This is a genomic window from Butyrivibrio sp. X503 (assembly GCF_003625475.1).
GTDB lineage: Bacteria > Bacillota > Clostridia > Lachnospirales > Lachnospiraceae > Butyrivibrio.
The window spans coordinates 219,491-241,372 of the sequence record NZ_RAIQ01000001.1 but is presented as its reverse complement, the minus strand read 5'-3'; the positions used below and the strand labels follow the sequence as shown (position 1 = coordinate 241,372).

Annotated in this window: 21 protein-coding genes; all 21 read left to right on the top strand. The window is 41.4% G+C overall.

The window, feature by feature from the left end; all coding sequences use genetic code 11:
- The first annotated feature begins 28 nt into the window (after positions 1–28).
- The 21 genes from D6853_RS01035 (at position 29) to D6853_RS00935 (ending at position 21,861) form a co-directional block, all read left to right on the top strand.
- Positions 29–1,357, top strand: coding sequence for a sugar phosphate nucleotidyltransferase (locus D6853_RS01035; RefSeq protein WP_120655957.1), 1,329 nt, complete (start codon positions 29–31; stop codon positions 1,355–1,357).
- 40 nt (positions 1,358–1,397) lie between these two features.
- On the top strand, positions 1,398–2,621 hold the full coding sequence (locus tag D6853_RS01030; protein ID WP_120655956.1) for a hypothetical protein: 1,224 nt from the start codon (positions 1,398–1,400) through the stop codon (positions 2,619–2,621).
- Positions 2,611–4,197 (top strand): glycosyltransferase family 39 protein, encoded by a 1,587-nt coding sequence (locus D6853_RS01025; protein WP_158588630.1) that lies wholly within the window; start codon positions 2,611–2,613, stop codon positions 4,195–4,197. The genes D6853_RS01030 and D6853_RS01025 overlap by 11 nt, the downstream gene beginning before the upstream one ends.
- Positions 4,166–5,791, top strand: coding sequence for a hypothetical protein (locus D6853_RS01020; RefSeq protein ID WP_120655954.1), 1,626 nt, complete (start codon positions 4,166–4,168; stop codon positions 5,789–5,791). Before D6853_RS01025 ends, D6853_RS01020 begins: the two co-directional genes overlap by 32 nt.
- A 28-nt stretch (positions 5,792–5,819) precedes the next feature.
- Positions 5,820–6,839, top strand: coding sequence for a radical SAM/SPASM domain-containing protein (locus D6853_RS01015; protein WP_120655953.1), 1,020 nt, complete (start codon positions 5,820–5,822; stop codon positions 6,837–6,839).
- 76 nt (positions 6,840–6,915) lie between these two features.
- The gene (locus D6853_RS01010; RefSeq protein WP_120655952.1) at positions 6,916–8,670 is read left to right on the top strand and encodes a DUF6044 family protein; all 1,755 of its coding nucleotides are present in this window, start codon (positions 6,916–6,918) and stop codon (positions 8,668–8,670) included.
- 98 nt (positions 8,671–8,768) lie between these two features.
- Positions 8,769–9,296 carry a hypothetical protein gene (locus tag D6853_RS01005; RefSeq protein ID WP_120655951.1) on the top strand — a complete coding sequence of 176 codons (528 nt, stop codon included), beginning with the start codon at positions 8,769–8,771 and terminating at the stop codon, positions 9,294–9,296.
- 28 nt (positions 9,297–9,324) lie between these two features.
- Positions 9,325–10,338, top strand: a complete 1,014-nt coding sequence (locus D6853_RS01000; RefSeq protein WP_120655950.1) for a hypothetical protein — start codon at positions 9,325–9,327, stop codon at positions 10,336–10,338.
- A 31-nt stretch (positions 10,339–10,369) separates the two neighbouring features.
- Positions 10,370–11,311, top strand: a complete 942-nt coding sequence (locus D6853_RS00995; protein WP_120655949.1) for a glycosyltransferase family 2 protein — start codon at positions 10,370–10,372, stop codon at positions 11,309–11,311.
- A 22-nt stretch (positions 11,312–11,333) separates the two neighbouring features.
- A complete protein-coding gene (locus tag D6853_RS00990; protein ID WP_120655948.1) occupies positions 11,334–12,551 on the top strand; it encodes a lipopolysaccharide biosynthesis protein in 1,218 nt (405 codons plus the stop codon).
- A 155-nt stretch (positions 12,552–12,706) separates the two neighbouring features.
- A complete protein-coding gene (locus D6853_RS00985) occupies positions 12,707–13,330 on the top strand; it encodes a hypothetical protein (RefSeq protein ID WP_120655947.1) in 624 nt (207 codons plus the stop codon).
- Positions 13,331–13,365: 35 nt separating this feature from the next.
- A complete protein-coding gene (locus D6853_RS00980; protein WP_120655946.1) occupies positions 13,366–14,259 on the top strand; it encodes a hypothetical protein in 894 nt (297 codons plus the stop codon).
- 43 nt (positions 14,260–14,302) lie between these two features.
- The gene (locus D6853_RS15565; protein WP_147367683.1) at positions 14,303–16,015 is read left to right on the top strand and encodes a hypothetical protein; all 1,713 of its coding nucleotides are present in this window, start codon (positions 14,303–14,305) and stop codon (positions 16,013–16,015) included.
- A gap of 82 nt (positions 16,016–16,097) precedes the next feature.
- Positions 16,098–16,343, top strand: coding sequence for a hypothetical protein (locus tag D6853_RS00970; RefSeq protein ID WP_120655944.1), 246 nt, complete (start codon positions 16,098–16,100; stop codon positions 16,341–16,343).
- A 141-nt stretch (positions 16,344–16,484) separates the two neighbouring features.
- A complete protein-coding gene (locus tag D6853_RS00965) occupies positions 16,485–16,853 on the top strand; it encodes a GntR family transcriptional regulator (RefSeq protein ID WP_120655943.1) in 369 nt (122 codons plus the stop codon).
- A 20-nt stretch (positions 16,854–16,873) separates the two neighbouring features.
- Positions 16,874–17,755, top strand: coding sequence for an ABC transporter ATP-binding protein (locus tag D6853_RS00960; RefSeq protein ID WP_120655942.1), 882 nt, complete (start codon positions 16,874–16,876; stop codon positions 17,753–17,755).
- 1 nt (position 17,756) lies between these two features.
- Positions 17,757–18,398 carry a hypothetical protein gene (locus D6853_RS00955; RefSeq protein WP_120655941.1) on the top strand — a complete coding sequence of 214 codons (642 nt, stop codon included), beginning with the start codon at positions 17,757–17,759 and terminating at the stop codon, positions 18,396–18,398.
- 14 nt (positions 18,399–18,412) lie between these two features.
- Positions 18,413–19,081, top strand: a complete 669-nt coding sequence (locus tag D6853_RS00950) for a hypothetical protein (RefSeq protein ID WP_120655940.1) — start codon at positions 18,413–18,415, stop codon at positions 19,079–19,081.
- A gap of 34 nt (positions 19,082–19,115) precedes the next feature.
- Entirely contained in the window at positions 19,116–19,964 is an 849-nt protein-coding gene (locus D6853_RS00945; RefSeq protein ID WP_120655939.1) for a CPBP family intramembrane glutamic endopeptidase, read from the top strand.
- Positions 19,965–20,012: 48 nt separating this feature from the next.
- Positions 20,013–20,870 (top strand): type II CAAX endopeptidase family protein, encoded by an 858-nt coding sequence (locus tag D6853_RS00940; protein ID WP_207667200.1) that lies wholly within the window; start codon positions 20,013–20,015, stop codon positions 20,868–20,870.
- A 289-nt stretch (positions 20,871–21,159) separates the two neighbouring features.
- On the top strand, positions 21,160–21,861 hold the full coding sequence (locus D6853_RS00935) for an ABC transporter ATP-binding protein (RefSeq protein WP_120655937.1): 702 nt from the start codon (positions 21,160–21,162) through the stop codon (positions 21,859–21,861).
- Positions 21,862–21,882: the final 21 nt, after the last annotated feature.

Here is a 21,882-nt window from a genome sequence, read left to right as displayed (position 1 = left end):
AAATATATAAGGTTAACAGGTACAGATAATGAATATAGTTTTACTTTCAGGCGGAAGCGGAAAGAGGCTTTGGCCCTTATCCAATGACGTCAGATCCAAACAGTTTATAAAGATGTTTCATCCCGATGGTTCCGATTCCAAGGATGATCTTGAATCGATGGTTCAGCGTGTTTATCGTCAGATCAAGACGGTAGATCCGAATGCGAATATTACAATTGCTACAAGTAAGACACAGGTTTCTGCAATTCACAATCAGCTTGGAGACAAGGTTTCGGTTTGTGTCGAGCCTATGAGAAGAGATACATTTCCGGCTATTGCACTTGCTGCATCTTATCTTAAAGATGAATTAAATGTAGGCGAAGATGAGCCAGTTATCATCTGCCCGGTTGATCCATATGTTGAGCTTGGCTATTTTGAGTGCTTCAAGGATCTTGGTAAGATGGTTGCTTCAGGCGATTACAACTTGAATCTCATGGGTGTTGTTCCGACATATCCCAGTGAGAAATATGGTTATATTCAGCCTGAGACTAAAGATCATATCAGCAAAGTATCGGCATTTAAAGAAAAGCCCGATGTTGCTACGGCACAGAAGTACATAGAAGGCGGTGCGCTTTGGAACTGCGGAGTATTTGCATTTAAGCTATCGTATATATTAAACAGAGCTCATGAGCTTATTGATTTCAAGAACTATAAAGATCTTTATGACAATTACGGCGATTGCAAGAAGATAAGCTTTGACTATGCTGTCGGAGAAAATGAGAAGTCAATCGGCGTTGTTAGATATTCAGGTGAGTGGAAAGATATCGGCTCATGGAATACATTTGCTGAAGAGATGCATGAAAATGCGATCGGTAAGGTCGATATGGATGATGCTTGTGTAAACAGCAATATCATCAACGAACTCAATATTCCGATCATTGCAATGGGACTTAAGGATATGATAGTTGCGGCTTCAAACGACGGAATACTTGTTTCCGAAAAGACGCAGTCAAGCTATATCAAACCTTACGTTGAAAAGCTTACACAGCATATCAGATACGCTGAGAAGTCCTGGGGAAGTTTTACTGTTACGGATGTTCAGGAAGGAGCTCTTGTTATCAGAGTCGAGCTATTGCCCGGTCACAGACTTCACTATCATAGCCATGAACTTCGAGACGAAGTGTGGACTGTAATGATAGGTGAGGGAACCGCTATCGTTGACGGAGTTAAGACAGAAATTAAACCCGGAGATGTGGTTACCTTAAAGGCGGGACAGAAGCATACAGTTATTGCAAAGACAAGACTTGTTCTCAATGAAGTTCAGGTTGGTAAGGACATAAGTGTAGAGGACAAGATCAAATACGATTTTCCCGAATAATGCCAAATATAAATGATATTCGGCGTCGGATGGGAGGAATATGAAAAGAAAACTTATAGATAAATATCTGTTTGAGATAGTGCTGGGGCTTTTTATCATTGCAGCCTTTGTTATAAGACTTAAGCTGGCACCAAATACAGAGCTTTCACCCGATTATGATTCGTATTACAGAGAGTGGGTTGAATTTTACAGAGCTAACGGAATAATACAGGGACTGGCGCATGCACCCGGAGATTATTATGTGCCTTTCAACGTGATATATGCGTTGTGTTCGCTTCTCCCCGTAGCTCCGTGGGTTCCGCTTTCTATGATACCCTTTGTGTGTGAGCTTGTTTCGGCATTTTTTATCTATAAGATATTCTTTCTTTTATCGGGGAAGAAGCAGCCTTCGATCATGGTCGGAGCAGCCACTCTCTTTCTCCCTTTTGTTGTGTTTAACGGAGCACTTTGGAAGCAGGTTGATGCGGTTTACACCTGTTTTTTGATAATATCGATATACGAGCTTTTGAGGAAAAGATACAGAGCGTCTGTTATTTGGTATGCGGTATCATTTGCGTTTAAGCTTCAGAGTATTGTCTTTTTACCGTTATTCGTCATCTTGTATCTGACGGACGGTTACAATTCTTTTGACACTGATGAGACAAAAAAAGATTCCAAAGCAAAGAAGACTTTCGGTATCTTTGAGTTTTTGTGGATTCCCGTTGTTTATTTGATCGCAGGACTGCCTGAAGTACTCGCGGGCCACGGGCTCAGAGCAACTTATTTTGCTTACCTTGGCCAGACCGGAGAACTTCAGTCGGAAGGCTACGGAATGGTCTCATATTTTCCCAATATATACAACTGGGGACTTGATCCGTATGATGAAATCTTAACTATTCCCGCGGTGCTAACACTTATGGTGATTCTCGCGGCGATTGCTCTTTTTATCTACAAGCACAGAGATAAGCTTGACAGAAACACGGTTCTCTATCTGGCGATATTTGTTTCATGGACATGTCTCATGATCCTTCCGGGAATGCACGAAAGATATGATTACGCGATGCTTCTTTTGCTCACACCATATGCGATAATTTGCAGAAAGAAGCTTATGATCTCGGCGATAACAGCCAATCTGTGTTCGGTTGCAACATACAGTATCACGCTGTTTCGCTCGGAAATTTTTGACATGAAATTTGTTTCGATATTTTATGTTGCGGCGTATATCTACACGGCGATCGATTTTGTAAGGCTACTAAATGGAGGTATTTCTAAAGGTGAAGCTTAAGAATGCCTTTTACAAAATAATAGTTATTTGCATGATCATAGCGGCGGCGCTCACGCTTGGCTGCAGCATTCTTACGACCGTATATTATGACGTCGACGGAGAGATTCAGGTAGACTGGCCGCATTACCAAAAAGAGAACATCCCGCTTCTTTTGATATCACTTGCTGCTGTACTTGTAATCTTTATTCTTTTGCAAAAAAAGAATGTGTTTGGTCATTATAAAAAGTGGATGACGGCAGGTCTGATATTTGTTGCGGCGTATTGTTTTATGCTGATATTTGCAATTAGACCGCTACCCGTTAATGATTCAAAAACGCTGGATGATATTATAATCAGCTTTGTTTCAGGTGATTACAGCGAACTTACAACAACGGGCGGATATCTTTTTATCTGGCCTTTCCAGCTTGGATATGTGTTGTTTGGAGAGCTGGTAACCAACGTGTTCGGCGTGGGCAACTATCTTGCCTGGGATCTTTTGCAGCTTGTTTCCATAGTCATCACGATATGGCTGATATACAAGATTACGTGGGAATGCTTTGAAGATAAGGATATTTGCGGCATGGCGGCACTTCTGTCATGCGGAGCATTGTTCTTTTATAACTATGTCACTTATATTTACGGCGACATACTCAGCATGGCACCGCAGACGGCAGCTCTGTATGCATTGATCTTGTTTATGAAAAGAAAGAAGTTTAGATACGGGCTCTTGTCCGGTGTGTTTATTTCTTTTTCCATAATGCTGAAAACTAACTGTAAGATCACGCTTATAGCTCTTATTATGATGTTGTTTATGAGTGAGATTCGAAAGAAAGAATCGGTGAAAAATTCGGAAGAAAAAGCACCTGAAAAGACGGTGGGTTCAAGGATTATCAGCCATAGTCTGATACGAAGGATCGTTATCGCAGCTTTCATGCTCGTTGGCATGCTTTTAATCGACACAGCCGTAAACGTTCATTATTGCCGGCTTACGGGACTATCCGAGATTCCAAAAGGAAGTCCTTCAGCATCGCATATTGCCATGGGGCTTCAGGAGAGCGATCTTGAGGATGGCTGGTACAACGGATATAACTATCATGTTTTTGGCGAGAACAATTATGATACCGACAAAACCAAGGCCGCAGCGATAGAAAACATTAAAGAGACGCTTTCGGGATTTGTAAAAAGACCTCTTCACGGCGGGAAGTTTTTTGTAAGGAAATACCTTACACAGTGGGCAGATCCGGTGTGTATATCAACTCACAATCTCGATCTTGTAAGTCGCCATCATGATACGTCGGCGCTCGGAACAAGCCTTGTTTACGGAAGAGGCTCCGAAGTTTTAAAGTGGATCATGAACGTCTTTATGACTTTGTGTTATCTTGGCGTTTTGATATATCTTTTAAGTATTTTTAGAAAAAAAAGTGTTACCGATTCCGAGATGCTTATGCTTCTGCTTATTTTCGGAGGCATAGTATTTCACGAATTCTGGGAAGGTTCTTCCCGCTATGCAATGAGATACTATATTTATTACTTGCCGTTTGCAGCGTGCGGATTGAAGGTGCTAAGTGGACGTTTTTTCTTACATAAACTTAAATAAATACGACAGACTCGATGATAGGAGCGACAGATTTACGGCATGGATCGTGGGATTTGTGACCGCATTTGTCGTTATAACTATATGCTCCAAGTCATCATTTTTGTATGCGTTTAATCTTTGGGATGACGCCAACAGCTATTTTACGATGGGAAAATGCATGTTCAGAGGGTATGTGCCATACAAGAATCTCTTTGATCAGAAAGGTATTTTCCTGTATACGATCTATGGTTTGGCTTCGCTGATATCTTCGACAACTTTTTTGGGAGTATATATTTTTGAAGTGATCGCGGCGACTTTTGTATGCGTAGGATTGCTTCGCATTATCCAACTCTATCTAAGATCTGATGTGGTTCCGTATTTTATGATGCCTTTTACGGCACTAAGCATTTATACGGCCAAATGCTTTTACTGGGGAGGAAGCGCAGAGGAATTTCTTTTCCCGTTTATTGTTTGGGGATTGTATTTATCACTGCGACATTTCAGAGAGACCTATCCCGATACAATGCCGTACAGGACTGTGTTATTGGGTGGTGTGCTTGCCGGATGTGTCTTCCATATCAAGTTTAATTCACTTGGATTTTTCTTTGCATGGATGGCGATGGTGTTCTTCGGAGACATAATAGGAAGCGGCGTAAGAGCTCTTAAAAAGGCTATTATAAGCTGCTTTGTATTCCTTCTTGGAATGGCGATTACTTTTATCCCCGGGATTGTATACTTTGGAGTTAACTCTGCGATTGACGATTGGTACCGCGTTTACATTTACAAGAATGTATTTGAGTATTCAAAAAGCATGACGATCGGGCAGAGATTGTACAAGATCTGGGATATAATGACCGATCACTTTTTCGATAATAAGTTCGTGTATTTGACTATTTTTGTAGGTGCGTTATACTTTACGGTGGCGCTTATTTCATACCTCATTCGTGAGGACAGATATAAACTTGTAAAAAGAGATATTGTGCTGCTTCCGCTTAAGATTATAGAGTACGTCAATATAGCGATGCTGATGTTGTTTTTGATACTTGTGATCTTTATCGGCGGCGTCAGCATAACATATTATCCGTTCCCGATAAATGCCTTTGCGGTATTTTGCTCGGTGGCCGTGGGATATGTTATAGAGGGCCTATACAAGTACTTATCAAGAGAAGAATTTGGAGATCTTGCAAGTACGTTTGGTTTTGTTTCGATTTTCTTGGCGCTTCTCATAACCGGAGTATATGCGTATTTCATATCACCAAACGTTCCGGCGATGAAGCTTAAAAAGGATGATATCTGGTTGTTCAAGTTTAGGGATTATGTGCTTGAGAGCGGAATCGAGAATCCCGGAATAATGAATGAATACGGATTCGATGCGGGACTGTATACAGTTACGAACACAATGCCCATTTGCTATTATTATCAGACGCAGACGCTCAATATAGAAGAAGTTATCGAATGGCAAAAGAGTTATACCCGTAGCGGACAGGCTGATTTTGTTTTGTCTATCGATAGGCCTGCCGAAGCGGTTGATGATTATGAGCTTGTACTTCAAGAAGATTTCGTCACACATGATACGAATACGACGTATTTTCTTTATCAAAAAAAGAGTGAGTAAATATTAGGTTTTTAAAGGAGATTTTTATATGCCTATCAGAGTAAACAGTTTTATGGGAAAATTCGGTTGGTTTGCAAGAAAGCATTTCCCGATGCTTGCAAGTAATGCATACCTTAAGCTTCAGTTCTTTACAAGAAGCAAATCGCAAAAGGCATACTGCGATTATTTCCTGAATGCACCTGAGGTTCCGATGCCCAACGTTGTAAATATAGAGACGATCAACAGATGTAATTCGACTTGCGCATTCTGTACAGCCAATGTTCATGCGGAGTGCAGACCTCTTGCCAAGATTGATGACGACCTTTATAAGAACATTATCGATCAGCTCGCTGATTGGGGATATAAGGGACATCTCACGCTCTACGGTAACAACGAACCTCTTCTTGACACAAAGATCGTGGAGAGACATAAATACGCAAGAGAGAAGCTTCCGGACAGCTTTATCTTCATGTCCACCAACGGACTTATCCTTACTATCGATAAGGTAAAAGAGGTTGCTCCTTACATCAACCAGCTCATCATAAACAACTATTCAATGGAGATGAAGCTTCATAAGAATATTCAGGAGCTTTATGATTATGTTAAAGCCAATCCCGAGGAGTTCAAGGATCTCGATATCCAGATCCAGATGAGATATCTTCAGGAGGTTCTTACAAACAGAGCGGGAAGTGCGCCCAATAAGAAGGCTACCGAAAAGGTTATCAAAGAGACTTGCCTTCTTCCTTTTACTGATATGTGGATCATGCCCAACGGTAAGATGGGACTTTGCTGCTGCGATAACTTTGAGACCACAGACTTTGGCGATCTTACCAAGATGAGCCTTAAGGAAGCATGGGGAAGTCCTAAGTTCCAGGCTGTAAGAAAGAAGATCGCAGAGGGAAGACAGGAGTATCCGTTCTGTAAGCATTGTGATTTCATTGATGCAGGCTTCCGTATGCAGATCGTTAATGCCATTCTTCGCGGCGATCAGGACGCAGCCAACAAGCTTGGCGGTCACGAGCGCATGAAGATCGGTAATAAGAATAATTCAGATGACAATATCAAATGATATAGGCGTCATAAGTCCAAAATGCGTAGCAACGGAGCAATTCGTATATCATTTTATTATAGTAGGGGAGATAACCATGGCGGCTTTAAAGAAGCATTTTTCAATTATTATAGTTGCACTGTTTGTAGCTTCAGTTGCGCTCTTCTACATGATCATCGGCGACAACAGTTACATCGCCGTCCATGATAATCTGGACTTATTCATTGCACAGTTTGCAATGCTCAAAAATACGGGCTCGTTTTTTGCCCACGGAGTATCTGCTCCGTTCCTTGGAGGCATATCAAGGGATGTGCTTCCAAGCGAGTTTTCTTTATATACGGTTCTGTATATGCTTTTCCCGCTTTTTGCGGCATATGTTATAGGCTATATTTTGAAAGTGCTTATCGCGGTTTTCTCGATGAGACTTCTTATTGTGGATGTTTTAAAAGATCGTAGCGGAAAAGAAAAAGATGATCTTGCGGAAGAAACAAATATCGCAACTCTCATCGGTCTTTTATACGGCGTTCTCAATCTTTTTCCCGCATTCGGAATTCCTTTTGCGTCAATTCCGCTCATAGTTTTTCTTCTCAGAAGAATGTATATTTCGCCAAGATACGGAAAGTCTCCGATATATCTTTTGCTTATTTTCTTATATCCGTTTGTTTCCTATTTTTCCTATTTTGGTTTTTTTATTATCGGATATATTTTCTTTGCGATCATATGGCTTTGGATCAAGGATAAAAAAGTTCCCGTCGGACTTGTAAAATCAATACTTGTTCTCACTATCGGTTATGTGATCATGGAGTACAGACTCTTCGATATGATGCTATTTTCTGATACCGTCACTATACGAGAGACAATGGATCCGGGATTCATGTCGGGCAAAGAAGTCCTTCGATTGATGGTCGATGCCTTTGTAAACGGAATGATGCATGCGGATGATGTGCACAAGTTTTTGGTTATGCCTGTGTGTGTTATATATTTCTTTTTCCTGAATATCAGATATATTGTGAAAAAGAATGTGCGCGGGATCTTTAAAGATATCTACAATCTCGGAGCGCTTATGCTTGTGCTCAACGCTGTTGTTTACGGGATTTATTATTATGAGCCTGCAAACAAATTGCTTGGCATGATCGCACCTCCGCTTAAGGGCTTTCAGTTTAACAGGACAATTTTCTTTAACCCTGTTATCTGGTGTTTGATGTTCTTTATTGTTATTTACAGAGTGAAGGTTCATCAGATAGTTAAGTATGCGGCTGCGCTTGCGGCTGTTGCGATAGTTCTTTTGACACCGGGAAGGTACAACGATCTTTATACCACGGCGCATCATACGGTGAGAGCGCTGGTCTTCGGAAACGAAAACGATGAGCTGAATTACAGAGAGTTTTATTCAACTAGTCTTTTTGAAAACATAAAGAAAGATATAGGATATACGGACGGAGAGTGGAGCGTGGCTTACGGCATGCATCCCGCGATTCTTGAATATAACGGGATTTCGACGCTTGACGGATATCTAGGTTTTTATCCGCAGAGCTATAAGGAGAGCTTCCGAAAGGTGATCGCTCCCGCGCTTGAGAAAAAAGAGTTGACGAGGGCGTATTTTGATGACTGGGGCGCAAGGTGCTATCTGTATTCGGGAACCGATGATTCGATAGTTATGGCGACCAAGAGCATGACCGGAGTTACGGACAATACTTTGTATGTTGATACTTCAGCACTTAAAGATATGGGATGTAAGTATATCTTTTCGAGAATAGAGTTATCAAATGCGAGCGAGCTTTCGCTTGAATTATTGGGTGATTATAAAGGTGATGATTCGCCTTATACGATCTATGTCTACAAAACAAAGTGATCTCATAGTTGTAGGCACCGAAAGTGGCTTGTTTTGTACTATTTTCAAATATATGGTATACTTTAGACGCTTATACTAGGTTTAGGAGGTAAATTAGAATGAATAGAAAACTGGTTTTAGCACTTACATGTGTGATGATGATAGGAGTTTTGGCAGGTTGCGGCAAGAAGAAGGACGCCGCTAACGAGGCAGCATCACAGGAAGATCCTACAATTACGGTAAATGATGCAGGTTCAAGCGCATCATCAAGCGATGTAGACGTTAAGGCTTCGGAAGATGAGTCTACAGGACTTGCAGCGCCTATAGTAAAGGGTGGAGTAATGAAAGAAGGCAGCGAGGCTATCGATGTAGAATTCGAGTGGGTTCCCGTAGAGGGTGCTGACGGCTACGAAGTCGATATTCAAAGTAAGCCTGAGGATGGCAAAGAGTATTCTCCTTATGAGCCCGGTTACACAGAGCTTGAAAAGGACGGCGATTATTTCATCACCACAGATACTAAGTTCGTAGCAAGTGCTCAGGATGATTTTGATTTCCAGCTCAAGGTAAGAGCATTCAAAGGGGAAGGCGAAGACAAGACATTCAGTGACTGGAGTAAGGTTGCTTACGGACAGACATACGATAAGTAATTAGGCTGATAGAAAGAGGAAAGAGATAATGAAAAGAAGAATAATTATATTACTTACATGCTTGGCAGTGGGGATGCTGCCGGGCTGTAGTTCTATGTCAAATATTGAAGATCAGGACTATGAGATTGAGGATATAGCGCCTGCTTCGGAGTCATCGGAGGAGCCGGAAGAGGCTTCAACAGAGGAGACTTCAGAGGAGCCGGAAGAAGCGGCTGAAGAAACATCCGAAGCTGATGAGGCAGCGTCCAAGGAAGTGTCGGTAGCATCAAGCACGGCATCTACTAAGCCCGACGCTAAAAATGATGCGAATACAGCCAAAGATCAGACAGCCAAGCCTGCGGCAAATACTCAGAATGTAAGCAGCACGCCCGCAAAGGCGGATAACCAAGCTCCCGAAGAATTACTTCCAACACCTAAGGTTAATACCGGTGTATTACATGTGGGTGAGAATGCCATGAATGTGGAGTTTACATGGGCTCCCGTTGAAGGCGCAGAGGGTTATGAGGTCTTAGCTGAGGATAAATTCTACAAAGATGACGAATTAAGCTATAAGCCTTATAAGGTATATGGTCAGACTACAGACTATTACAATACCGTTGAGACTAAGTATGTCGCAAGCTCTCAGGATTATTTTGATTTTAGAGTACAGGTAAGAGCTTATAAAGGCGAAGGTGCAAACAGGCGCTACAGCAAGTGGAGTGATTTTGCATATGGCAATACACAGGGAAACAGACCGGCAGCTCCCAAGGTTGTTGCAGGTACACAGCATCAGGTAGACGATCATATTGAAGTGGACTTTACATGGCAGCCTGTTGACGGAATCAAAGAGTACAGAGTTACCGTATGGTCTAAACTTCCTGAGGAATCTGAGTACACATACAAAAACACTATAAAGACAACCGACACACATATTTCATGTAGTGCTCAGGATTATGTTGATTACAGGGTCGGTGTAGAAGCACTCGGAGAACAGGTTATTGACGGAGCAGTTTATCCTGCTGACAGTGATATGAGCGAATATGCTTACGGGCAGATACGCTGATAATATAAAACATTTTATTTAAGAGGTTTCTATGGATAAGATAGCGGTATTAATTCCGTGCTACAACGAAGAGAAGACTATAGCTAAGGTTATACGCGACGCAAAGGCGGCGCTTCCCGAGGCTACGATCTATGTATACAACAACAATTCCAAGGACAGAACGGCAGAGATTGCTGAGGCTGAGGGCGCTGTTGTAAGAAATGAATATATGCAGGGCAAAGGCAATGTTATCAGACGTATGTTCAGAGAGATTGATGCTCTTGTATATGTAATGGTAGACGGAGACGATACTTATCCCATGGATTCCGCTCCTGAGATGGTTGACCTTGTACTTAATCACAATTCGGATATGGTAGTCGGTGACAGACTTTCTTCAACATACTATCAGGAGAACAAGCGGCCTTTCCATAACTTTGGAAACAATCTTGTAAGAGGCAGTATCAACAGACTTTTTGGTTGTAACGTGAGAGATATCATGACGGGCTTTAGAGCATTCAGCTATGAATTCGTTAAGACCTTCCCCGTTCTTTCAAAGGGCTTTGAGATTGAGACAGAGATGACCATCCACGCTGTATACAACAACATGCAGATCGACAACGTGGTCATCGATTACAGAGACAGACCGGAAGGCTCTGAGAGTAAACTCAATACTTATGCCGACGGCTTTAAGGTACTCAGAACGATCGCAAGACTTTACAGAGATTACAAGCCCTTTGGCTTTTTTTCAATCTTTGCACTGCTTCTTGCCATCGTAGCCATTGTATTCTTTGTGCCTATTCTTACAGAGTATTGGCAGACACATCTTGTGCCCAGGATACCTACTTTGATCGTATGTTGCTTTATCATGCTGTCTGCGGTCCAAAGCTTTTTCGCCGGAGTTATATTATCAACTCTTGCGATAAACAACAGACGTGAGTTTGAGATGCAGCTCAATATGCTTCAGAGGCATAAAGAGACTGACTATAACAAATGATAATATGTTAGTGTGAGGAATAATGTCATCATCTTTTTATAAAAACACACTTGGATTTTTTAAAAAGCTTTCCAAGGACTTTTTGTTCAGCGTGCTTGCGCTGATCATATATAACGGTGCTTTGCAGCTTGTTATCTACCCCGGGATTAAATCGGTCGTAGGAGCGGATGCTTTTGGCACCGTTCTTTATTTGATATCCGTTGTATCCATTATGGGTGCGGGATTCGGAACGGCTGCAAGCTATTCCAGAATGATCGCCAAAAAGGACAGAACGCAGGAAAACGGGGATTATAATATATTTCTTTTGATAGTTTCAGCTATCAGTATTCCCGTTACCGCTATGGCGCTGTATGTGACAAACAGCCTGACTCCCGCTATGTTTGCGCTTGTTCTGCTGTTGATGGTCGTTACGGTATTCAGATACTATGCCGATGTTCAGTACAGGATGGACATAAGGTTCAGGGATTATTTCCTGTTTTTTGTCGCTGTAACGGCAGGCTATCTGATAGGACTGTTTATCTACAAGCACTTTGGAAGCTGGGCATGGGTACTGATCATAGGTGAGGTCCTTGGACTTCTGTTTACGTTCTTTAGCGGAAAGATATTTAGAAGTCCGTATTTTAAAGTTTCGGACAGCTTTAAAGTAAATATGAAATCCCTATGGCTTATATCCGCAAGTAACCTGCTTGCGGCACTTATACTTCATTCGGACAGGATACTCATAAGACTTGCGGTCGGAGACAGAGAAGTTACCGTGTTCTATACGGCAAGCGTTATAGGCAAGATAGTGGCTCTTCTTACGACTCCGATCAACGGAATAGTTATCAGCTATCTTACCAACTATAAGATAAAGCTTGATAAAAAGAAGTTTACGCTTATAACAGGAGCGGCATTGGGAGTTGCGGTAGTCGGTACTTTTGTATGTACGTTTGTGTCGCATATTTTCGTTATGCTCTTACATCCTGATGTTTATGCAGAGGCAAAAGGGTTGTTCCTTGTTGCCAACTTAGGTCAGCTCCTTTATTTTATTTCGGGATCGCTGATGGTCGTTATCCTGGCGTTCACCGGAGAGAAGCTTCAGCTCTACATCAACGGGATTTATACAGCTCTTTTTGCTGTTATGGTAATTCCCGCGGCTGTAATGTTTGGGTTAAACGGAGTAGCTTGGGGACTGGTGATCGTAAGTGTTATCAGATTCGTGATCGTTTATTTGATAGGAATAAAAGATATAGAAAAATAGATCATATTCAAATTGAGCATTTTGAAGTCGGGCTTTCGGGTCCGACTTCTTTTTTATTAAAAAAAGAGATTCTACTTAGGAATTTTCCCTTTTTGTGTGTCTGTATTAATGTACAGGAAATTTTGATCAGCCATCTAAAGCGAAAGGGAAAAAGTATGAGAACAGGAATTGTAAGAATAATAGGTGGGGCAACGCTTTCAGTGCTAATGGCAAGTTATATGCCATTGTATGCTTATGCTGACAGTTATGATATATCTGAAGGAAGCATCACGGTAAGTAGGGATGAGACTGCCCAGACAGTAACCCAGGAAGGTAATTCTGCGGTGCAGGATAAAGAAGATAGTGATCCGGTTATAACCAGCAATGCTCAGGAAGTAAACGGCGTCACACTAACGATAGAAGCTTCAGCCGGGCAGGAAGCTGAAGTGACAATACAGAATCTTAACATAAATGATTCATCAGATGGTGATACTCCAGCAATACTTACGACCGGAGAAGGTGATGTAAAGATCAATCTGGACGGAGTTAATGTGGTTAAAAGCGGAGATAATTGTGCCGGTCTTCAGAAGGAAAACGAAGGGAATTTGATTATTACTGATAATAATGCTACTGGTAGTTTGGAAGCAACCGGTGGATTTAGAGGAGCCGGAATAGGCGGTGGACGATATGGAACCGGAACAGATATCACTATAGAAGGAGGAACAGTAACGGCAACCGGTGGAGATTATGGAGCCGGAATAGGTGGTGGATATTTGGATCCGGAACAGGTATCACTGTAAAAGAAGGAGGAACAGTAACGGCAACCGGTGGAGATTTGGGAGCCGGAATTGGTGGTGGATATGGTAGAGCCGGATCAGAAATAACTATAAGTAATGATGCACATCTTATGGTCTCCGGTGGAATATATGATCAGTACTCCGGTGCTGCAATAGGTGATGGCGTACAGTATGACGATGATACTTATGAAGTATCATCCGGTGAAGAAGTAAGTCCTGATGTTTCCCTCCTTTCTTCTGATGGATATATACTATACTACCCTGCAGGAACAACAGCCAACCAAATTAAAAACGGAACTGTACAACCTACTAAGACGGTGCAGAAAACTGACACTTCTCCGGAGGATCCAATAGCCGGAGGTGGCGGAAGTACACCGGTTGAACCTCCAATAGCCGGAGGTGGCGGAAGTACACCGGTTGAACCTCCAATAGCCGGTAACCCCGTAATACCTCAAGAGAGTTCTGTGAATCCTTTCGAAGTGCCTACTGCAGTTGAAGGCGGTATTACGAATCTTGTTCATAGTTCATCCGGTGAAATATATGAAGACAACACTGAAGTGAAGGACATCCCTACTTCAAGCGAGGAGTTTGCTACGTTCCTGGCAGCTACCAACGCTAAGCTTGAGGCATATATCAAGAATATAGAATCATTGATGGCAGCGGGAGATACAGAGGGGCTTAACGCTCTTGTTTCTAAAGGAATAACCCTTGAGACAGGTAACTGGGTCTGCTTTAACAAGAAGACATATGCGCTCATCGAGAAGATATCCGATCTCGGAGTGCCTGTCACGATCTCTTTTGCCTATAAAGGCCGTAGATATAGCACAGTGATACCGGGAAAGGCCGATATAAGACCTTTGGATCTGTGCAATGAGGAAGGATATTGCGGATTCCTGAATCTTATTAAGTATTATGGCGGTGGAGAGAAGTAAAAACATTCATTTGATCAGCCATCTAAAGCGAAAGGGAAAAAGTATGAGAACAGGAATTGTAAGAATAATAGGTGGGACGACACTATCAGTGCTAATGGCAAGTTATATGCCAATATATGCTTATGCTGACAGTTATGATATATCTGAAGGAAGCATAACGGTAAGTAGGGATGAGACTGCCCAGACAGTAACCCAGGAAGGTAATTCTGCGGTGCAGGATAAAGAAGATAGTGATCCGGTTATAACCAGCAATAACCAGGAAGTAAGCGGCGTCACACTAACGATAGAAGCTTCATCCGGACAGGAAGCTGAAGTGACAATACAGAATCTGAATATAAACGATTCGGCTAATAATTTTACACCAGCAATACGCACGACCGGAGAAGGTAATGTAAAGATCAATCTGGACGGAGTTAATGTAGTTAAAAGCGGAGATAATTGTGCCGGTCTTCAGAAGGAAAACGAAGGGGATTTGATTATTACTGATAATAATGCTACTGGTAGTTTGGATGCAACCGGTGGATCTAGAGGAGCCGGAATAGGCGGTGGACGTTATAGAAACGGAACAGATATCACTATAGAAGGAGGAACAGTAACGGCAACCGGTGGAGAATATGGAGCCGGAATAGGCAGTGGAATTGGAGGATCCGGAACAGATATCACTATAAAAGAAGGCGGAACAGTAACGGCAACCGGTGGAGAGTTGGGAGCCGGAATAGGTGGTGGAGTCCATGGATCCGGAACAGATATCACTATAAAAGAAGGAGGAACAGTAACGGCAACCGGTGGATTTAGAGGAGCCGGAATAGGTGGTGGAGCCAATGGATCCGGAACAGATATCACTATAGAAGGAGGAACAGTAACGGCAACCGGTGGATCTAAAGGAGCCGGAATAGGCGGTGGAGATTTTGGATCCGGAACAGGAATTACAGTAAGTAATAATGCACATGTCATGGTCTCCGGTGGAATATATGATCAGTACTCCGGTGCTGCAATAGGTGATGGCGTACAGTATGACTATGATACTTTTGTAACATCATCCGGTGAAGAAGTAAGTCCTGATGTTTCCCTCCTTTCTTCTGATGGATATATACTATACTACCCCGCAGGAACAACAGCCAACCAAATAAAAAATGGATCTGTGCGACCTATTAATGCTGTGCCGATAACTGCATTTCCTTCAGAAGAGACCACATCGGGAGAGGGTAATACACCTAATGAACCGCCTGTGGATGAAGGAAATACCATAAACTATAGAAATGCATCTATCGTAACGCCTAATGTTGATGAGGCTGATACGCAGCAGGACGAAGAAGAGATCACGGAAGTGATTTCAACTACCCACAGTTCTTCCGGTGGATCATATGTGGACAATTCAGAAGTTGATAGCATCCCGACTTCAAGTGAGGAATTTGCCGCATTTCTGACAGCTACAAACAATACTCTTGAAGTGTACATAAAGAAGATAGAAGCTATGATGGCAGCGGGAGATACAGAGGGGCTTAACGCTCTTGTTTCTAAGGGAATAACCCTTGAGACAGGCAACTGGGTTTGCTTTAACAAGAAGACATACGCGCTCATCGAGAAGATATCCGATCTCGGAGTGCCTGTCACGATCTCTTTTGCCTATAAAGGCCGTAGATATAGCACAGTGATACCGGGAAAGGCCGATATAAGACCTTTGGATCTGTGCAATGAGGAAGGATATTGCGGATTCCTGAATCTTATTAAGTATTACGGCGGTGGAGAGAAATAAAATGAATCAAAAAATTGAAAATGATACAATAAAGTGGACACGTAGCTAAGAGGATAATTGCCTGTATGCGAGGTGAATAGATATGAGCAGTGAATTTAGAATTGAAGAAAGCGAATTATTAGCAACTAATCATTATCCTGTAAAAGCGTTATTTAATATGGTGAATGATGAAAGCTTTGAAAAAGTCATTTATGGATTATGCAATAAAACAGGGTTTGGAGAAAACTATGGGGCATGCACTTTTTGGGATGATTTAGATGATTATGATAAGACTAACACCGAATATTACGAGGGAGCAGAATTTGGACTGAATAATGAATTATACTAATGCGACAAAGAAAACCGGCGGGACGGGCAGTCTCGCCGGTTTTCGTAATTGGCTTAAAGAATACATATTGACAAGAAGATCGATATGTTATATGGTTAATTACACAAGTAATTAACCAACAAACTAAAGGAGGTAACCGGTGTGCTGGATAATTTAGGCGAAGATAAGTCAATATATCTCCAGATCGGCGAGATGATCGAAGATGAGATACTGCGCGGCATACTGAATGAAGAAGAGCAGGTTCCGAGTACGACAGAGCTTTCCAAGTTCTATAAGATCAATCCGGCAACTGCGGCCAAGGGTATCAATATTCTGGTGGATAAAGAGGTGCTTTATAAGAAAAGAGGTATAGGCATGTTCGTTCAAACAGGAGCAAAGTCAAGGATCATAGAAGAGAGGAAGAAGAACTTCTATGATACGTTCGTTAAGAAGATAATCACTGAGGCCAAGCTTATCGGAATAGATAAGCAGGAACTTAAGAAGATGATAGATGACAGTAAGGAAGCATAAGCTTCAAGAAGGAGAAGAATATGAGCATATTAGCCGGAAAAAATATAGTAAAAAAATACGGAAAAGAAACAGTACTTAAGAATGTAAGTGTTGAAATAGAGACAGGTAAGATCTATGGCCTTATCGGAAGAAACGGAGCGGGAAAGACCACTCTTTTGTCCATTCTGACTGCGCAGAATCCTGCGACGGAAGGCGAGATTACATTAGACGGCAAGCCTGTTTGGGAGAATGAAGAATCTCTTTCACATATCTGCTATTCGAGAGAGATTTCACCTGTTACGATGTTTGGTCCCAATACTCTTAAAGTAAAAGAGTATCTGGCTACGGCAAAGGCTTTTTACAGAAATTGGGATGAAGCTTATGCAAAAGAACTGATAAAGCTCTTTAATATTGATATCAAAAAGAGGATCAGTAAGCTTTCAAAAGGTATGCTTTCAGCAGTGACTATTATCGTGGCACTTGCAAGTAAAGCTGACATTACTATCCTTGATGAACCTGTTGCGGGACTTGATGTTGTTGCGAGAGAACAGTTCTATAAGCTTATTATCGAAGAGTACAGTGAAACCGGAAGAACTTTTATTATCAGTACTCACATCATTGAGGAAGCCGCATCATTGTTTGAGAGAGTGATCATCATCGACAACGGCGAGATCAAGTTTCAGGAGAATACGGAAGAATTTCTTGCGAAAGCATATCGCGTAAGCGGTGATACAGACGCAGTTGATAAGGCGACTGAAGGATTTAAGATCTATCATCCCGAGAGCCTTGGAAGAAACAAGGTTGTAACTGTTCTTGCGGATAAACCTGTAGAGAATTTCGGTGAAGATGTTCAGGTTGAGCCCGTATCACTTCAGAATCTTTTCTATGCAATGTGCGTAAATGAAGGAAGGGAGGCCGTTTAATATGAGCGAACTTTCCAAGAGAACTGCCAAATATTATTTTGTGCAGGGGATTAAATTGTTTTTGGTTATGCTATTGGGAATAGTAATTTTCGGAGCGGTATGGACAAATATATATTTGGGAGAAGTTGATATTACAGATAAGGTTTTATACAGGATTCTTTCATTTGGCGGAGTATTTATGATCATGATGAATATGATGTATTCAATGTATTCGCCGGGATGGTATGACAACATGGTACTGTCAATGGGAGCAAGGAGAAAAGATATATTCTTCGGTGATTTCATCAAACAGATTACTTTCATTATATGCAATATGCTTTTATACAGCACGATGGCGCTTGCTGTACATAAGTCTGAACATATAAAAAGGATTTTGATATGCGGTGTATTTGCATTATTAATGGGGGCAGTAGGAATCATAGTTGGACATATTATAAAAAAATATGGACGTACAACTTTCATTGTTATTTCTGTTGTTTGCTCTGCTACCTTTGGATTGATAATGTGTGAGGTTGCTAATGGGATTCATCTTTTTGGCTTAGGTGAGAATAAAGAGAATGTAATTTCTATAGCGGCTGTACTTTTGTTTGTGTTCATGGAATATGTTATTTACAGACTGAATAGAAAAGTCATGGTCGTCTGATGATGGGAGAGAATATGGACATATATATCAAAAAAGCTATCAGTATAAAAAAGGCTGATGAGAAAATCAACTTAATAGTAGTTTTGTTTGGAGTTGTGCTTACACTTTTTATCACACTTATTATGAAAGAAGACTCGAAGATAGAGCCCTTTCTTTTTGGTAGAACCATGTGCGCGATAATGGCGTTAATGTATGTGAGTCTCAACATGTTTGCTAAAGTAATGCTTATGACTGAAGAAGTAACGAGAGCGCTTAGTTTTGGAATCACAAGACGAGAGCTGTTTGTCATAAGCCGCATAGTTGAGCTTCTTGAAATAATCGTTTTTGCATTACCTGCATTTATTTTTGTCAATGATAGAGTGGGGATGATACTTAAACTTATTGCGCTTTGTTTTGGCATATTCATGTGGATTGAGGGACTTGCCGGAAACAATGTTATACGCTACGGAAAGATTGCATATTGGATTTATTACTTCGTTCTTATTTCTGCGATAATGGGGGTTTCAAGGCTGGTGGAAATCATTCCTCAATTAGGAATGATTTCGAGTGGTATCACATCCTCTGTAGTAAATTCAGGACCAAATCAGTTTTATGTGTGGTGCGTGATCCTGTTTTTTGATATAGTAGGAATGATGGTTAATTGGTTGACCTTTAGGAGGATACCTGTTAACTATTCGGTATAACTACTATAAAAGAAAGAGGAGATGGGAAAAAAGAATGAACAAGACTAAAGACAAGGCAGAAATTATTAGGTTGTTACTGGTGTTTGTAGCAATTATGCTGGTGATGGTCGGGATGTCGCATGTTGTCAGACCATGGTTTGAATCAAGAGAGATGGAGCTTCCGTTAGTTCCGTTTTCAATTGTCCTTTATGGGTTGATGATAGCCATTGTACTTATTTATTCCTTTGCTAAGGGGGATAAATTTATTGAGTCGTACGGAATAAAGAAAATCAAGGTGGGTACTGTTTTCCTCACGATTCTTCTTACATTTGTGTCAATGCCTATGGGATGGTTTGCAAATGTACTTTCACAGGTATTTGTGCCCAATATATTTGCACAAGCAGCTGACTCATTGATGGAAGGATCATTGCTTCCGCTTTTCGTTTCGATGGTGGTTCTTGCACCTATATGTGAAGAGTTATTGATGAGAGGCTTTTTCCAGAATAGGTTTTCTAAGCTCCTTCCTTTCGGAGTATCCGCAGTTCTTACGGGATTCTTGTTCGGTGTGCTTCATATGAACTTAAATCAGTTTTGCTACGCATGGGTTTTGGGGATTATATTTGCGTATGTAAACAGGGCAAGCGGAAGTATGATCACATCGACTATCATGCATTTGATATTTAACGCTGTCGGTTGTGTGGTAATGTTCATATCAGCCAAAGTTGTAGAAGGAGCCGGAATGTCAGTGGCTGAAGGTGCAGAGGCGTACAGAACAGATCCTTCTACAATGATCGTCAGTCTTATTGTGACAGGTTTACTTGCTGTCGGCTCTTTCTTCCTTACAAGACTTGTTATAAGGGCAATCGCCAAGAAGGAAGGAAATGAGATACAGGCTAAGGCCTAACGCTTTATAAAAAATACTATCATGTCAGACTTGAAGAAGGAGAGAGTTGTGGAAAACAAGGCTTTTAATAAAAAAGAGTTTTTTGCCATATTGGCTATATTTATATTGGTTCTTGTTGCAGGAATTAGTGGTTCATTAGTGCTTGGAGTTGTGGCGGCGTTTACCGGGATTATATTTCCGGGGATTGTAACTTATCTGGCTTTCCTTATACCTGCGCTTGCTATCGTTATTGCATTTAACAGAAAAGAAGGAAGTTTTTTACAGTCATTTGGATTTAAGCCTATCAGTTGGAAGACAGTACTTCTTACGGTTCTCTTGACTGTTGTTTCTTATCCGATAGTTTTATTTATGGATTTATTGTCGCAGTTTTTTGTTCCAAATATTATCGCGAGCACGGCTGATTCGCTTGTTGGAAGTTCACCGGTAATATTTATTTTACAAGCTGCGCTGATCGCTCCTATCTGTGAAGAGACACTAATGAGAGGCTTTTTTCAAAACAGACTTGCTAAGGTTTGTCCTTTTATTGTAGCTTCCATTGTTTCGGGATTTTTGTTTGGAGCGTTCCATATGAACTTAAACCAATTTTGTTACGCATGGGTTTTGGGAATTATATTCGCTTACGCAAACAGAGCAAGCGGAAGTATTTTTACGTCGATCATCATGCATGTGCTGGTCAATGCATACGGTGCGATAACTACCGTGATCATGGTGGCAAAATATTCAGCTATGGGCACAACATGGGGCGAAATTGCGGAGAAAGAAAGAGCAGACTCCTCCAGTATGATGCGTTCACTCATAATATTGGGACTTCTCTCGATTGCTTCCGTATTTCTCACCAAATTAGTCATTAAAAAAATTGCCGAGCAAAGCAATAAGGATGCTCAGGCAAAAGAAAAAGCAGCATAAAACATAAACATAACAGAGCGTTTCGTAGCAGTACGGGCGCTCTTTTTGTAAAGAGTTCTTATAACCTTACAAAAATGTAAGCTTAGTATCTCAATATGTAAGATAAAGAACAGGAAACTCCGAGACGTATTTGTTACTATATATACAGTGAAATAAAACTGCGTTAAACTTTTTACATTTTTTAGAATCAAAGTATTGACAGAAGAAAATAAGAGTAGTAAAGTTACTACGACGAGCATAGTACAACAAACGTACTACGTGTAACAATGTAATAGAGGAAACTGATAAAATGAAAAAACTTGTAGTAATAAAGGATGTAAGCAAGATATACAATCCGGGAGAGAATGAGGTTAGGGCGCTGAATCATGTCAGCCTTACAATAGGTGAGAGAGAATTCGTAGCCATCATCGGTCAGTCCGGTTCGGGTAAGTCAACACTTATGAACATGCTTGGATGTCTGGACACTCCGACAAGCGGAAAATATTATCTCCACGGACAGGATGTATCACATATGACTGACGATGAACAATCGGATATCAGAAACAAAGAGATCGGATTCATCTTCCAGGGATTCAACCTGATACAGTCTCTTACGGCTCTTGAAAACGTTGAGCTTCCTCTTATTTACAGAGGGGTCGGCAAGAAAGAGAGAGACAGACTTGCAAACGCAGCGCTTAACAGCGTAGGTCTAGAAAAGAGAAAGACTCACAAACCTAACGAAATGTCAGGTGGACAGCAGCAGAGAGTTGCGATAGCAAGAGCGATCGCGCAGGCACCTCCGATACTGCTTGCGGATGAGCCTACGGGTAACCTGGACTCGGCATCGAGTAAAGAGATCATGAAGATCATCAAGAGACTTTACTCTGAGGGCAGAACGGTCATCATCATCACACATGATCCCGGTATCGCCCAGCAGGCAAAACGAATTATTACTATCTCTGACGGAATGATAAAGAGTGACATTATAAATCCGGATTACAAAGAAGATTGATTTAAGGGAGTGGAAAACGAA

What these genes read in the sequence shown, in the direction of transcription:
- D6853_RS01015 (WP_120655953.1), top strand. Translation starts at nt 5,820, where the DNA reads ATGCCTATCAGAGTAAACAGTTTTATGGGAAAATTCGGTTGGTTTGCA.
- D6853_RS15565 (WP_147367683.1), top strand. Translation starts at nt 14,303, where the DNA reads ATGAGAACAGGAATTGTAAGAATAATAGGTGGGACGACACTATCAGTG.
- D6853_RS00950 (WP_120655940.1), top strand. Translation starts at nt 18,413, where the DNA reads ATGGACATATATATCAAAAAAGCTATCAGTATAAAAAAGGCTGATGAG.
- D6853_RS00970 (WP_120655944.1), top strand. Translation starts at nt 16,098, where the DNA reads ATGAGCAGTGAATTTAGAATTGAAGAAAGCGAATTATTAGCAACTAAT.
- D6853_RS00990 (WP_120655948.1), top strand. Translation starts at nt 11,334, where the DNA reads ATGTCATCATCTTTTTATAAAAACACACTTGGATTTTTTAAAAAGCTT.
- D6853_RS01010 (WP_120655952.1), top strand. Translation starts at nt 6,916, where the DNA reads ATGGCGGCTTTAAAGAAGCATTTTTCAATTATTATAGTTGCACTGTTT.
- D6853_RS01030 (WP_120655956.1), top strand. Translation starts at nt 1,398, where the DNA reads ATGAAAAGAAAACTTATAGATAAATATCTGTTTGAGATAGTGCTGGGG.
- D6853_RS00945 (WP_120655939.1), top strand. Translation starts at nt 19,116, where the DNA reads ATGAACAAGACTAAAGACAAGGCAGAAATTATTAGGTTGTTACTGGTG.
- D6853_RS01035 (WP_120655957.1), top strand. Translation starts at nt 29, where the DNA reads ATGAATATAGTTTTACTTTCAGGCGGAAGCGGAAAGAGGCTTTGGCCC.
- D6853_RS01000 (WP_120655950.1), top strand. Translation starts at nt 9,325, where the DNA reads ATGAAAAGAAGAATAATTATATTACTTACATGCTTGGCAGTGGGGATG.
- D6853_RS00955 (WP_120655941.1), top strand. Translation starts at nt 17,757, where the DNA reads ATGAGCGAACTTTCCAAGAGAACTGCCAAATATTATTTTGTGCAGGGG.
- D6853_RS00985 (WP_120655947.1), top strand. Translation starts at nt 12,707, where the DNA reads ATGAGAACAGGAATTGTAAGAATAATAGGTGGGGCAACGCTTTCAGTG.
- D6853_RS00935 (WP_120655937.1), top strand. Translation starts at nt 21,160, where the DNA reads ATGAAAAAACTTGTAGTAATAAAGGATGTAAGCAAGATATACAATCCG.
- D6853_RS01005 (WP_120655951.1), top strand. Translation starts at nt 8,769, where the DNA reads ATGAATAGAAAACTGGTTTTAGCACTTACATGTGTGATGATGATAGGA.
- D6853_RS00960 (WP_120655942.1), top strand. Translation starts at nt 16,874, where the DNA reads ATGAGCATATTAGCCGGAAAAAATATAGTAAAAAAATACGGAAAAGAA.
- D6853_RS00995 (WP_120655949.1), top strand. Translation starts at nt 10,370, where the DNA reads ATGGATAAGATAGCGGTATTAATTCCGTGCTACAACGAAGAGAAGACT.